Genomic DNA, 13,016 nt, shown 5'->3' with positions numbered 1-13,016 from the left:
TATTATTTTTACTTAATTCCAAAATACTCATTTCTAATCTTAGCTATATATTCTTCTCCAACCTTATCAAAAATATCTAATAATTCATTATAAGTATTTCTATCTGCACCTATTTTATCCCATAAACTTTTCCCAATCAGAACATTATTATCATTATCCATGTCAAATAACTTATATGGTATTGCATGTGCTGATTTATAAATCTCACCTTCACCAGCTGGATTATACGGTAAAGCAAAATATGCCTCTGCATTTTCTTCTGCTGTCATTAATATTAACATATCTTTTTTAGCTGTTTCTGTTTGGTCTAAATTAGGTTTTACTGTTTTTAATGAATAATATTCTTCTTTACCATCTTCACGCTTTATATATAAATCAAATAACACACTTACATCTTGATACCTATCTGTTTCTAATTCTCTTAACTCTTCTAACTCTTCACTTATAGTTTTTACTTTTATAACCTCACCTTTAGCTTTAGATTTTGCATCACTTTTTTGCTTTCTTTGTTTAGCTAATATATTATCTATCTTTTCTACTTGCCAAGAATTTAATCTAATTGACTTAACATACTGATTTTCGGCAAAAGCCCCTGAACCCTCTGCTATTATTTTTGCAATCTGTTCAAATATACCTTGTCCTAAAGATGTAACAAAAGAACGTTCAAATTTAGAACCTTTCCATACTTCTATTGGGACTAATCTATACCCAAATGGATTTTTATTTTTTATCTCATCTTCATTAAATGGTTCTTGGATTGTTCTTTTATCAAGAATTCTCTTCATTACTCCTCTTAAGTGCTCTTCAACTTTATTTCTAGTTTCAATGTTCATATATTTATCCCATCCCTATTATTCAATATACTTCTATTATACATTAAAACTATTCAATAAGATAAAAAAAGTAGAAGATTAATCTCCTACTTTTCTAATACTTCTATTAATTTACTTCCTAATATCTTTGCAACCTTTACCGGTACTGCATTTCCTATTTGAGTATATTGGTCATTTATAGTTCCATTTATTTTATATCCTTTAGGAAATCCTTGAATAGCTATATACTCTTCTATACTTAATGGTCTATCTTCATATGGATGACCTATATTCGTACTTTTTTGTATAGGAGAAGTTAATAATGTAGGACTTGGTTCATTAGCCTTTATCCTCCTAAAATAACCTGTTTTCCCTCCACCTGACTTATATGCTCCACCCATAGCTTTTTCTACTATAGATTCATCTAAATCTCTCCAATTTCCACCACCTAAAGGTATTAACTTCATATATTTTAATCTTTCTTCTGAATATTTAACATAATTATGCTCTATATCTCCTAATTCCTTTATAACATCTCCTACAGTATTAAATGGATTAGCAGTATCCTTTCCATGTGTTATCTCTGGGAAGGTATATACTTTATTTAAATCCTTTCTTATCCCTACAAAAATTACTCTTTCTCTTTTCTGTGGAACACCATATTCAGCGGAATTTACTACTTTATATTTAACATCATAGTCTTTAACTTGATTTAATAGGTATTCTAATGCACTTCCAGTCTGTTCTTCCTTTTCTAATGGTGGAAAGTCCTTTCCTCTTTCATTTAATGGTCTATGTTTTAATGGTGCTGAAAGTAATCCTTTTACATTTTCTAATAAGAACGCTTTAGGTTTTACCTCTTCAATTAATTCTATAAATTTTAACATAGCCATTCCTCTTTCATCAGAAAAGGCTTTTCTCTTTCCAGCTGTACTGAAACTCTGGCATGGGCTTCCTCCAAAGATTAAATCTACTTCCTCATCATGCTTTAAATTAGCATCATGATATATTTTTTCTTTAGAGTATTCCATAATATCTCCATTTACTACATTAAATGTAGGATTATTTTGTTTTAATGTTACACAGTATTTGGGTTCTAATTCTACACTCAATTTTACATCAAAGCCTGCTTCATGTATTCCTATATCTAATCCACCAGCTCCTGCAAAAAATGAAATTGCGATTCTACTCATTTTTACACCTCTTGAAATATTATGTCGTTGTAATTATATCACTTTTTTAAAAATCGGTCCACTACTTTTTTTAAGTCTTCCCCTAAACATTAGTTCTATTCATATCTTTTAAATTAAAAAGAACTATACCCAATTATCGGCATAGTCCAATTAAACTCAATATCCAATTTCAGTAAAAACCTCACTTACTTATGGTACGGTTCATTTTTCATTATTCTAAAGGCTCTATATACTTGTTCCAATAGCATTACTCTAAACAATTGATGTGGAAACGTCATTTTAGAGAAACATACTTTATAGTTAGCCCTTCTTATTACATCTTGAGATAAGCCTAAACTTCCCCCTATAACAAAAGTTATGTTAGAGTTACCCATAATCCCTTGAGTCTCAATAAACTTTGAAAACTCCTCAGAAGTCATTTGCTTAGCATTTAAATCCATTGCTACAACAAACATATTATCTTTTATTTTTGATAAAATAAGCTGCCCTTCTTTATCCTTGATTTGTAACTCTTCTTTCTCTGATGCATTATCAGGAGTTTTTTCATCAGGCAGCTCTATAATATCAATTTTACAATATCTTGTTAATCTTTTAGAATATTCATCAATTGCCTGCTTTAAATACTTTTCCTTTAATTTTCCCACAGATATAACTGTTATGTTCATTATTTTTTCCTCCTAAGTTATTTGTTTTTTTATAAACTTAACTTTTAATATTAAATCTTATATTTTAGCTTCATAATTATCAACATCAATTATAGTAGTATCTGTTCCTATATAAGTATTCTTAGGAATTAATACTCTCAAAGTATCATCTTTAAAGACAGCTTTTATATTATAAGCATCTGCATTTTCTACATAATAATCCTCTTCTATGTCACCACCAGATTGTATTACTGCCATAGCTATATTTTGATTATTAGTATAAAACATATTTCTCTTTACTTTAAGGGTTATATAATTATTTTCATACTCTAAATCAATATTTTCCTTTTTAACTCCAGGTAAATAACATTCAAGAGTATACGCTCTTTTATGCTCTTTAAAATTAATATTAACCGATGACATGCTATCTATTTCATTAATTAAATTATTCATAAAATCACTATTTATAACATTATCAACTATCTTATCTATTAATCCAATATTACTAGTAACTGCATTTAAAGTAGTTGAAAATATATATGGAAATATATTAAACATAGAATCCTCCAATTTAACATTTCTAACTACTTATAATTTATTTATAAACCTTATTATTTGCCACTATATTAAATATATTTTTAACTTACTCCACAAAAAAAGAGCCTTGAAATCAAAGCTCTTTTTTAATCAAAGATTATTTTCCACAACATTTCTTGTACTTTTTACCGCTTCCACAAGGACAAGCATCGTTTCTTCCAACCTTATTTTCATTTCTTACGCTACAAGATTCTCTATATGACTTTTGAATCTCTTTTCTCTTTTCTACTGAGAATATAGCATCCCATTGTGGTAACATATATAAGTATTCAGCTTTAGCTTCTAACATATTGAAGTATAATTGTTCTAAATTTATGTCTAATACTAATTCGTCAGTAGCGCTTAATGCTTCTAAGTCATAAGGGTTATTTAAACTATCGTTAATTCCATCAACGAATCCCATTACAAACTCTTCAGAAGTTTCATATTTCTTTGCAAAATCAGCAATGTTAGTTTTTATAGCTTCTTTACTATTAGCTAATAAATCCTTATATATAGCAGTTTCTATTTTAGTGTATTCATTCCAGAAAGCTGCTTCTCCTTTTGTCTTAACGTATTCTACGACCATATCTGTCCATTGTTTATATAAACTCATATCCATTTCTCCTCTTTCTTCTCTTACGGTTATATAAAAATTATACTAAATATTATGTACCTTTTTCAATATATATTATTATATCATTTTTACTTCATATTTAGCTTCTTCATTACAATAACTACATTTCTTATCTGTAACTTCATTTATTACAGGAAAAGTTTCTTTTTCATTTATAACTTCATCCATTGCTTCGTCTATATGTTCTTCACAAGCATATATCAATTCCATATTAATCACCTTCTGATTCTTTAAAATTAAATACTCTATAGAGTTATAATTTTACTAGGATTATGCCTATTAGCCATACTTAAAAATACATCTGAACCTATTTCTACATTACTAGCAGTTAATATATCTCTAACTGTTAATTCTGCAAGCTCTGGAGTATTATTAGTATTGCTTAAATGACCTAATATAACATTTTTTCCCAACCCACTTTTTAATATTTTAACGATAGCTTCTCCACAGTCCTCATTGGATAAATGTCCATAACTTTCCTTTATTCTTTGCTTTAAGCTATAAGGATACGGACCCATATCTAACATCTGAGGATTATAATTACTTTCTATTAAAATAACATTTGAGTTTTTTATATTATCTTCAATCTCTTTAGTAAATGTCCCAAAATCAGTTGCAACACTTGCTATTTTATTTCCTATATTAATAGTGTATCCAACTGGCGCAGCAGCATCATGGGGAATTATGAAAGATTTTATATCAACATCCTTTATAGATACTGATGATCTTCTATCCATTACCTTTATATTATGCTCTTTTATCTTTCCAATAGTACTTTCCATCGCAACCCAAGTATCATGAGGTGCGTATATAGGAATATCGTATTTTCTTGATAAAACTCCTACACCTTTAATGTGATCTATATGTTCATGGGTTATAAAAATTCCATCTATCTCACTTGGATTTTGCCCAATGTGTTTTAATGCTTCATCTATTTTCTTACCAGGTAATCCAGCATCTATTAATATTTTAGCCTCTTCAGACCCTATAAAAATACTATTTCCACTACTTCCACTATATAATGAGCAAAATTTCATTTAATCTTCCCCCAAGTTTATCTTACTACTCTTCTTATGTCTGCTCCTAATGCTCTAAATTTATCTTCAATATGAGGATATCCTCTATCAATATGCTCAATTTCAGATATTTCAGTTTCTCCATTAGCAACTAGACCTGCTATAACCATGGCTGCTCCAGCTCTTAAGTCTGTCGCTATTACTTTTGCACCATTTAATGATTTAACACCATCTATTATAGCTGTTCTACCTTCAACTTTAATTTCTGCACCCATTTTCTTTAATTCATCAGTGTGCTTATGTCTATTTTCCCATATGCTTTCAGCTATTAAGCTTCTACCATCTGTTATACTTAATAATGTTGACATAGGTTGTTGTACATCTGTTGGGAATCCTGGATAAGGTGCTGTTTTTACACTTACCCCTCTTAATGGCTTATCAACAGTTACTCTTACACTATCGTCACCTTCTTCAACAATTGCACCCATTTCAGTAAGTTTTGCTGAAATTGATTCTAAATGCTTTGGAATTACATTTTTTATAGTTATATCTCCTTTTGTAGCTGCAGCAGCTATCATAAATGTTCCTGCCTCTATTTGATCAGGAATAACACTATAATTACATCCAATTAAGTTTTTCACACCTCTAACTCTTATAACATCAGTACCAGCACCTTTTACGTCTGCTCCCATAGTATTTAAGAAGTTAGCAACGTCAACTACATGAGGCTCTTTTGCTACATTTTCTAATATAGTTGTTCCCTCTGCCATTGTAGCTGCAATCATAACATTGATTGTTGCTCCTACAGAAACTACATCAAAGAATATATTAGCAGCGTGTAATTCTTCTGCCTCAACACTTACTGCTCCATGTTCAATTGTTACTTTAGCACCTAAAGCTTCAAATCCCTTTATATGTTGGTCTATAGGTCTTACCCCTATAGGACATCCTCCAGGTAATTCAACTCTAGCTTTTTTAAATCTAGATAATAAGGCACCAATGAAATAATATGATGCTCTCATTCTTCTTACATCTTCAGTACAAGCATTTACAGTCGTTATATCTGAAGCATCTATTTCTAAAGTATTATTATTTAGTTTACTTACTCTACATCCTAAACTAGTTAGTATTCTTTCTAGGCAATGTACATCTTCTATATCTGGTATATTATCAATAATACATTTACCTTCACCAGCTAAAATAGCTGCCGGCAAAATAGCAACTGCTGCATTTTTTGCTCCGTTGATTTCTACAGCGCCTTGCAAAGCTTTGCCTCCATTAATAATTAATGTTTCCATCCTATTCACCCTTATCCAAATTTATATATATATTAATCTATCCTATAATATAAAAAATTATCCAATTTTTGTTTCATAAGTCAAATTTTATTTTTTGTCTTAGAATTTTTTGGTCAACACAATTGATTATATCATAAAGTATGTATGAGTTAATAGCGTTTTTTTCTTCCAAAACTCCTTATTTTTAAACTTTACCATAAGATATCGCTGAAATATACAAATTGTCAATTTAAGCTTATATATGATATAATTTAATATAAACGTATTATACAAAATTTAACTTGTGAGGTTATAACATGAAATATTATTTGGTAGCATTATTTGATGATGTATCTTATAAAAATTTAAGCCCAATTCAAAGAAGTTTATCTAAAAAGTATAGAGCAAACAGAAACTCTCCAATTCCTTATATTCCTTTAGAGGTTATAGAGAATCCTAATATAGATAAGCTTAATACAGTTATGGATAAAATTTTAAAACCATATAAAAACTTTAAAGTAGAGCTGTCATCAACTGTAACTCTTTGCGATTCAAATAAAACTCTCAACTTAAAAATCGAAAAAATTGGATATATAAAAAAATTAGATAGATTAATTGCTGATAATCTTAAAATGCATGGTTTTAATGTAAAAAATGATACTAATGACCTTCATTTATCTTTAGCTAATATTAATTATATTAATAAGGATAATAAAAAATTTGATACTGAAATTGAATATAAACCTAGCATTTCAACATTAAAGGTTAATAGAATAGAACTTTGGAAAATATCCAATAATCGAAGAGAAACTTTAATTCAAACATACCCATTAAAAACAATTTAATAATTTCTATATAAAAAAAGAGCTCTATTTTTATAGTTGCTCTTTTTTTGTTGAAATTTGTAATAATAAATTTTTAATTTTATTTTTGTGTATTCGTTTACTGCACTTTTCAAGATTTAATTATTTCTGTAAAATATATATATTAATCCTAGTAGACGGGGAGGACACTTATGAATATTTTACCAATTGTGGAATTACAAAAAGAAAAAAAACATGGAATTTTAATTAATCAAAATCTCTCACAATATAAACTTTGGGCTAGAAAACATCTTGAATTACAAGTTAAGTTAAGCTCACTAGCAGAAGAAACTAAGTGTTATAAATACTGGATAGATGACGGCTTAAATCTAAGCAAAGAAACTGTATTTATTAAATATGCAGATTTTCTTACACATGTAATTAATCTAGGTATTGATAAGCATTATATTGATAACTACGAAGTAGTGCTTAGACCTAATGATTACTGTTTAAGCGATCAATTTTTAAACCTATATATAGACATAAACGATTTAATAATATCACCTTCTATTGATCACTTTTTCACACTACTTGAAGATGTATTAAGTTTAGGTATCACTTTAGGTTATTCAGAAGAAGAAATTTTTAACTCATTTATATATTAACTATTAAAGGCATTAAGATGAATTATATTAACATCTAATGCTTTTTTTGTTATTCATTTTTAATAAATCACCCCTTATTTAGGAATACTATATAGGAGGTGATAAAAATTGTTTGGTTTTATAATTGCTATAATATCTGGCGTTGCCATGAGTGTTCAAGGCGTCTTAAATACTAAGCTTAGTGATAAAATAGGCACTTGGTAAACTAATACTATTGTTCAGTGATCTGTACTTGTTTTAACATTAATAATATTATTTTTCTTTGGAAATGGTGATTTTAAAGAAATCAAGTCTGCTAATAAAATATATCTATTAGGTGGAGTACTAGGTGTAGTAATAACTTTTACTGTTATTGTTAGCATTAGATCTCTAGGCACTACTGTCGGAATTGGAACTATATTAGTAGCTCAACTTCTAGCTGCCGCTTTAATAGATGCTTTTGGTTTATTGGGTTCAGAAAAAGTTCCATTTTCCTTTCATGAAATATTTGGAATAGTAATAATGATAGGTGGAATATTGCTTTTTAAATGGAAGTTTTAATTTATATTATATTAACAAAAAACTCCTAATTCATATAATATATTAATGTGAATAATTTTAGGAGTTTTTTATGTTCTCTTCAACTAAAAAACTAGATCATAATCTTAAAAGTCTTTTAGCATCTAGTATTATTAAAGAATATAGAGTTTTAATAAAATATAGAAATTTTCCAGATTCAATTTCAAAAAAAATAAACTCCTATCGGGGTACAGTTATAAGAAGAATTGAATCATGTAATATAATATGTGCTCAAGTAAAATCAAAATCAATAGAGTTATTATTAGAATATCCAGAGGTACAGTATATTTGTTTAGATCAATACCTTTCATTATGTGGTATGAGTATTCCTTCTGCTAATAGAGTTAGGATCTCAAGTAAACTCCCTATTTATGGTCGTGGCATTGGGGTTGGTGTAGTTGATTCAGGGGTATATCCTCATGGTGATTTAACTTATCCAATCAATAGAATAAGTACCTTCGTTGATTTAGTAAATGAGCTACCTTACCCTTATGATGATAATGGACATGGAACCTGTACATGTGGAATAATTGCTGGTAATGGACTAGCTTCAAATAAAATATATACCGGTGTTGCACCAGAATCTAACATTCATTGTTTCAAGGCATTTGACAAATTAGGAAAAGGTTATGTTTCTGATGTTTTATTTTCATTAGAAGATTTAATCAATATTAGTGAAAAATATAATATTAAAGTTATCTGCTTACCTTTTGAAACGCTTTATTATAATAAATTTATTTTTACACAATTTGATACCTTATTAAAAAAGGCTAGACTTAAATCTATAATTTGTATACTTCCTAGTGGTAGCAACAAAAATATAGATGGATCTATTACGGGAATTGCTTTAAGTACTAATTGCATAACTGTTTCTGGTATAGATACTACTTCATCCGAAATAAAGTCTTATGCATATTCATCCTGTGGTAGTATTAAAAAAGATAAAAAACCAGATTTCTGTGCTGCATGCGTTGATGTAATATCATTAAATTCTAATACTTCTTATATATCATATAAAAATAACAGTAAAATGCATGCTCCTAAATTGGATACCTCTTATAAGAACTTTACAGGTACTTCCGTATCTGCTGCATATATATCCGGTTTATGTGCTCTTTTATTTGAACAACATCCTGATTTTACTTTTGATGATATTCTCTCTTTATTAAAAGTTGCTTCAATCCCTTTAGATATACCTAGAAATCAGCAAGGAGAAGGTAAAATAGATATAAATAAAGTTTTAAAGCAATAAAAGAAACACCCTCAAAGGTGTTTCCTTTATTACTCTATATATTTAATAGGATCTACTGGCTGATCATTAACTCTAAGTTCAAAATGTAAATGTGGACCTGTACTGTTTCCAGTATTTCCAATAGCTCCTATAATATCATTCTTTTTTACTACATCTCCAACATTAACATATATATCACTTAAATGAGCATAATATGTTTTCATATTACCTTCATGTTCCAAAACTACTAAGTTGCCATATCCACCATTATTATAACCAGCCTTAATAACCTTTCCATCTAAAGAAGAATTCACACTTTCGCCTAAGTCTTTAGCTATATCTATTCCTTTATGAATAGATTTTGATCTAACCTCACCAAAATAAGAGCTTAAATATCCACCTTTAGTTGGCCTAGCCAAAAATGCTATCCCATCACAATATGGATTCTTAGTTCCTATTTTCACTACATTATTAACCACAGGTTGAATTATTTGCTTACTAATCACTTTTTCATCACTCTTATTTAGTCCATCATATATTATCTCTTTATGAACTAATCCAACACCCTTTACCCCTTGAACAGTTTGAGATTCCCCTATATATAAATCACTACATTTCTCTGTTACTGTTTCGGGTTCAATGTCTTCTGTTTCTCTCAAATCTATTTTAAATTCTAATCCTGATAAATTTTCATTTATCACTGTAGCATTATATACTTCCTTTGCCATTTCACCGCTATCAATTAAATCTGATATTCTACCACTTTCTATATCAGAATTAATTGTTCCTATAACCTGTATTTGTGTAATATTATTAACGTCAATACCAAGTTCATTTACATAGGAATTACATATTTCCTCTAATATTGAATACTTATTATCAATTATAGATAATAAACCAATAGTATTGTCTGCTAACTTTACTGAATGTCCTTTTAAATTAATAGTAAGATTATTATTAATATTAGAGTTGAATACATCAATACTTTTAAACTTATCCTCTATATTTTCCCCCATAGCTAAATTTACTACTCCATCATTACTAGCTACCTTATCTTTTAAAATTACTTCATCATCTTCTAATTTGCCTGTGTTTAAATTTGCATAAGCATTATTGTTAGGTGATATAAAAATAAAATTTATAAGTGTAATCATCAAAGCAATTATTGAATTTTTTATCCACCTACTTATGCCATTCTGCCCATTCAAATCCATGTTTTTAACTTCCTCCTACTTCTAAATTTTAAGCACATCACTTAATTTACCCGAATTTAGATATATTATGCATATTTATTATTTAATTGTTATGTTGAGGGTTTAGAAAGCCTTTGCTATAATTAATTTAAATGTATAACTTTAAACAACTTTTCCAATAATTAAAGTTGTTTAAGTTAACTAAATTCGATTTGCTAAATAAAGATTTAGAATCTAACTTAAGAAAGGTCGAAAAATAATATGAGCACTTTTATGCTAAAAAATAATTCTTTAAACTTTACTCCAGTAAGCAATATATTTATTGAGAAATATATGCCAAAGGCTCGTGGAGAATTTATTAAAGTTTACCTATTGATGCTTAAATATAGTAATTCTGGAGAAATGGGTGCAAGTTCTTCAATTTTAGCATCATCTCTAAACCTATTAGAATCTGATATATTAAATGCATTAAATTATTGGAATGACGAGGGCGTATTAAAACTTATTCCAATAGATAAAATGGGAAACTATAATATAGAGTTTGTAAATTTAATAGAAGATTCAAATATAAAAAATAAAGAAGTAAATCTATTAGAAGCATTAAATAAAACATCTACTAAGGATATGCTTAATGATATTGAAAGATTATTAGGTAGACCTCTATCCCCTAAAGAAATGACAACTTATTTAGGGTGGCAAGATGAATTTAATTTTTCTTCAGAACTAATTCTAATTCTACTTGAGTATTGTGTCTCAAAAGGAAAAAGTGATTATAGATATATAGAAAAAGTGGCTATAGGCTGGCATAATATGAATATTACAACTATTGACGATGCACAAAACTATATAAAGAAAACCGAAGATAAATGGGTTAAAATTCGTCATATACTAAATTACTTAGGAATTAAAAATCCAGAATTAATGAAGCCACAAGAAGAAATGTTAGAAAAGTGGATTATTGATTATGCATTTCCTCTAGAAGTAATAGAAAAAGCTTGTAATATTTGTTTTCAACGCTTAAATAGGCCCGATTTTAAATATATAGATGGTATTTTATCTAGTTGGAATAAAAATAACTTAAAAACTTTAGTAGATATAGAAAGAAAAGAAGCTAATTATAAAAGTAATCAATCTAATCGAAACTTTACTTCTAAACAGCAAGAGGTTAATCCACTTAAATTTAATAACTTTGAAGCTCGTGAATACGATTATGACTCATTAGAAAAGAAATTGTTAGGATGGGATAAAGATGATTAAAGGCTATCAAGCAGAGCTTATGGATATGTATGAAAAAATTCGTACTGAAGAAAATCGTAAGCTAACTCAAAGACGTGAAGAAATAAAAAATAAATATCCTGAAATATTAGATCTAGATACTGCAATACAAAAACTTTGTTTAAATTTATCTATGGCTGCCTTAAAAGGAATTAATGATCCTAAAGACTTAGAAGCCATTAAGGATGAAATTACTGATCTGAGGGCAAGAAAATATGAAATGCTGGTATCTCATGGATATAGTCCTGAATATCTAAATTTACATTATAATTGTCCAAAATGTAAAGATACAGGTTTTATTGGAATTGAAAAATGTTCTTGCTTTAAATCGAAGCTAGTTAAACTATATTATAAGGATTCTGAATTAGAAGAAGCGGTTAAAAGTAATAATTTTAAAAACTTTAATATAAATTTATATCCAAATCATAAATTAAATGATGAAAGATATACTCCTAGAAAAAATATTGAAGATATTTTAGAATATGTAACTGGAGAATACTTACCATCATTTAGAAATAGCAATACTAATCTCTTATTTTATGGTAACTCTGGAACTGGAAAAACATTTTTATCTTGGTGTATTGCAAAAGAATTATTAGATAAGGGCTTTTTAGTAGTTTATAAGACTGCTGATGATCTTCTAAGATCATTAAAGGATATTAAATTTAATAATGATACTGATTTAGAAAATTTACTTATTAATTGTGATTTATTAATAATAGATGATTTAGGTTCAGAACAAATAACTGATTTTTCATCTTCTGAATTATTCACATTAATAAACAAAAAAATATTAAAAAATAAGAAAATGCTTATTTCTACTAACTTAACATTACCACTTATCTCAAAAAGATATAGTGAGAGAATTTCATCAAGAATAATTGGTGATTTTAAGTTATTTAAATTCTTTGCTGAAGATATAAGAATACAACTTAACTTAAAGAGACAAAGATAAAAAAAGTCGGCGATAGCCGACTTTTTTATATATAAAATTTTATCTATTTAGTTTACTTTTATATTATTTTTTATAAAACAAAAAAACTCCACTTTTGTGGAGTTTTTGGAGCTTCATGTCGGAGTCGAACCAACAACCTGCTGATTACAAGTCAGCTGCTCTGCCATTGAGCCAATGAAGC

General features: G+C 28.2%; 14 protein-coding genes, 1 tRNA gene and 1 pseudogene. 6 read left to right on the top strand and 10 right to left on the bottom strand.

What is annotated here, in order from left to right:
- Window positions 1-8: 8 nt before the first annotated feature.
- The 8 genes from HCG76_RS14870 to HCG76_RS14835 all read right to left on the bottom strand — a co-directional run bounded on the left by HCG76_RS14870 (window position 9) and on the right by HCG76_RS14835 (window position 6,176).
- Window positions 9-833, bottom strand: coding sequence for a TdeIII family type II restriction endonuclease (locus HCG76_RS14870; protein WP_221701132.1), 825 nt, complete (start codon window positions 831-833; stop codon window positions 9-11).
- Between the two features lie 86 nt (window positions 834-919).
- Window positions 920-2,005, bottom strand: coding sequence for a DNA cytosine methyltransferase (locus HCG76_RS14865; protein ID WP_221701133.1), 1,086 nt, complete (start codon window positions 2,003-2,005; stop codon window positions 920-922).
- Between the two features lie 185 nt (window positions 2,006-2,190).
- Window positions 2,191-2,670, bottom strand: coding sequence for a 23S rRNA (pseudouridine(1915)-N(3))-methyltransferase RlmH (gene rlmH / locus HCG76_RS14860; RefSeq protein ID WP_221701134.1), 480 nt, complete (start codon window positions 2,668-2,670; stop codon window positions 2,191-2,193).
- A gap of 57 nt (window positions 2,671-2,727) precedes the next feature.
- A complete protein-coding gene (locus tag HCG76_RS14855; RefSeq protein ID WP_221701135.1) occupies window positions 2,728-3,207 on the bottom strand; it encodes an Hsp20 family protein in 480 nt (159 codons plus the stop codon).
- Between the two features lie 136 nt (window positions 3,208-3,343).
- A complete protein-coding gene (locus HCG76_RS14850; RefSeq protein ID WP_195989868.1) occupies window positions 3,344-3,841 on the bottom strand; it encodes an SEC-C metal-binding domain-containing protein in 498 nt (165 codons plus the stop codon).
- Window positions 3,842-3,919: 78 nt separating this feature from the next.
- On the bottom strand, window positions 3,920-4,072 hold the full coding sequence (locus HCG76_RS14845) for a CxxH/CxxC protein (RefSeq protein ID WP_221701136.1): 153 nt from the start codon (window positions 4,070-4,072) through the stop codon (window positions 3,920-3,922).
- 35 nt (window positions 4,073-4,107) lie between these two features.
- Window positions 4,108-4,899, bottom strand: coding sequence for an MBL fold metallo-hydrolase (locus HCG76_RS14840; protein ID WP_221701137.1), 792 nt, complete (start codon window positions 4,897-4,899; stop codon window positions 4,108-4,110).
- 17 nt (window positions 4,900-4,916) lie between these two features.
- Window positions 4,917-6,176 (bottom strand): UDP-N-acetylglucosamine 1-carboxyvinyltransferase, encoded by a 1,260-nt coding sequence (locus tag HCG76_RS14835; protein ID WP_221701138.1) that lies wholly within the window; start codon window positions 6,174-6,176, stop codon window positions 4,917-4,919.
- Between the two features lie 296 nt (window positions 6,177-6,472).
- Between HCG76_RS14835 and HCG76_RS14830 the strand changes: the two genes are divergently transcribed.
- From HCG76_RS14830 to HCG76_RS14815, 4 genes and pseudogenes are all read left to right on the top strand, one after another.
- Window positions 6,473-7,000, top strand: coding sequence for a hypothetical protein (locus HCG76_RS14830; protein ID WP_221701139.1), 528 nt, complete (start codon window positions 6,473-6,475; stop codon window positions 6,998-7,000).
- Between the two features lie 170 nt (window positions 7,001-7,170).
- A complete protein-coding gene (locus tag HCG76_RS14825; RefSeq protein WP_195989873.1) occupies window positions 7,171-7,623 on the top strand; it encodes a dUTP diphosphatase in 453 nt (150 codons plus the stop codon).
- A gap of 108 nt (window positions 7,624-7,731) precedes the next feature.
- Window positions 7,732-8,163 (top strand): annotated as a pseudogene (locus HCG76_RS14820) (DMT family transporter).
- A gap of 70 nt (window positions 8,164-8,233) precedes the next feature.
- A complete protein-coding gene (locus tag HCG76_RS14815; RefSeq protein WP_221701140.1) occupies window positions 8,234-9,433 on the top strand; it encodes a S8 family serine peptidase in 1,200 nt (399 codons plus the stop codon).
- A gap of 29 nt (window positions 9,434-9,462) precedes the next feature.
- Here HCG76_RS14815 and HCG76_RS14810 read toward each other — a convergent pair whose 3' ends face one another.
- A complete protein-coding gene (locus tag HCG76_RS14810) occupies window positions 9,463-10,626 on the bottom strand; it encodes a peptidoglycan DD-metalloendopeptidase family protein (RefSeq protein ID WP_221701141.1) in 1,164 nt (387 codons plus the stop codon).
- Window positions 10,627-10,866: 240 nt separating this feature from the next.
- Here HCG76_RS14810 and HCG76_RS14805 point away from each other — a divergent pair, with 240 nt between their 5' ends.
- Both HCG76_RS14805 and HCG76_RS14800 read left to right on the top strand, forming a co-directional pair.
- The gene (locus HCG76_RS14805; protein ID WP_221701142.1) at window positions 10,867-11,862 is read left to right on the top strand and encodes a DnaD domain protein; all 996 of its coding nucleotides are present in this window, start codon (window positions 10,867-10,869) and stop codon (window positions 11,860-11,862) included.
- Window positions 11,855-12,835, top strand: a complete 981-nt coding sequence (locus HCG76_RS14800) for an ATP-binding protein (protein WP_221701143.1) — start codon at window positions 11,855-11,857, stop codon at window positions 12,833-12,835. Before HCG76_RS14805 ends, HCG76_RS14800 begins: the two co-directional genes overlap by 8 nt.
- Before the next feature lie 106 nt (window positions 12,836-12,941).
- On the opposite strand, the gene HCG76_RS14795 is transcribed toward HCG76_RS14800, so the two are convergent.
- A tRNA-Thr gene (locus HCG76_RS14795) sits at window positions 12,942-13,016 on the bottom strand.

This window comes from Clostridium sp. K13 (genome assembly GCF_019734195.1).
Taxonomy (GTDB): Bacteria; Bacillota; Clostridia; order Clostridiales; family Clostridiaceae; genus Clostridium.
Note: the sequence above shows the minus strand (reverse complement) of the source record. Positions and strands in the feature narration are given on the sequence as shown.

What these genes read in the sequence shown, in the direction of transcription:
- HCG76_RS14840 (WP_221701137.1), bottom strand. Translation starts at nt 4,899, where the DNA reads ATGAAATTTTGCTCATTATATAGTGGAAGTAGTGGAAATAGTATTTTT.
- HCG76_RS14810 (WP_221701141.1), bottom strand. Translation starts at nt 10,626, where the DNA reads ATGGATTTGAATGGGCAGAATGGCATAAGTAGGTGGATAAAAAATTCA.
- HCG76_RS14815 (WP_221701140.1), top strand. Translation starts at nt 8,234, where the DNA reads ATGTTCTCTTCAACTAAAAAACTAGATCATAATCTTAAAAGTCTTTTA.
- HCG76_RS14850 (WP_195989868.1), bottom strand. Translation starts at nt 3,841, where the DNA reads ATGAGTTTATATAAACAATGGACAGATATGGTCGTAGAATACGTTAAG.
- HCG76_RS14870 (WP_221701132.1), bottom strand. Translation starts at nt 833, where the DNA reads ATGAACATTGAAACTAGAAATAAAGTTGAAGAGCACTTAAGAGGAGTA.
- HCG76_RS14800 (WP_221701143.1), top strand. Translation starts at nt 11,855, where the DNA reads ATGATTAAAGGCTATCAAGCAGAGCTTATGGATATGTATGAAAAAATT.
- HCG76_RS14825 (WP_195989873.1), top strand. Translation starts at nt 7,171, where the DNA reads ATGAATATTTTACCAATTGTGGAATTACAAAAAGAAAAAAAACATGGA.
- HCG76_RS14805 (WP_221701142.1), top strand. Translation starts at nt 10,867, where the DNA reads ATGAGCACTTTTATGCTAAAAAATAATTCTTTAAACTTTACTCCAGTA.
- HCG76_RS14835 (WP_221701138.1), bottom strand. Translation starts at nt 6,176, where the DNA reads ATGGAAACATTAATTATTAATGGAGGCAAAGCTTTGCAAGGCGCTGTA.
- HCG76_RS14830 (WP_221701139.1), top strand. Translation starts at nt 6,473, where the DNA reads ATGAAATATTATTTGGTAGCATTATTTGATGATGTATCTTATAAAAAT.
- rlmH (WP_221701134.1), bottom strand. Translation starts at nt 2,670, where the DNA reads ATGAACATAACAGTTATATCTGTGGGAAAATTAAAGGAAAAGTATTTA.
- HCG76_RS14845 (WP_221701136.1), bottom strand. Translation starts at nt 4,072, where the DNA reads ATGGAATTGATATATGCTTGTGAAGAACATATAGACGAAGCAATGGAT.
- HCG76_RS14865 (WP_221701133.1), bottom strand. Translation starts at nt 2,005, where the DNA reads ATGAGTAGAATCGCAATTTCATTTTTTGCAGGAGCTGGTGGATTAGAT.
- HCG76_RS14855 (WP_221701135.1), bottom strand. Translation starts at nt 3,207, where the DNA reads ATGTTTAATATATTTCCATATATATTTTCAACTACTTTAAATGCAGTT.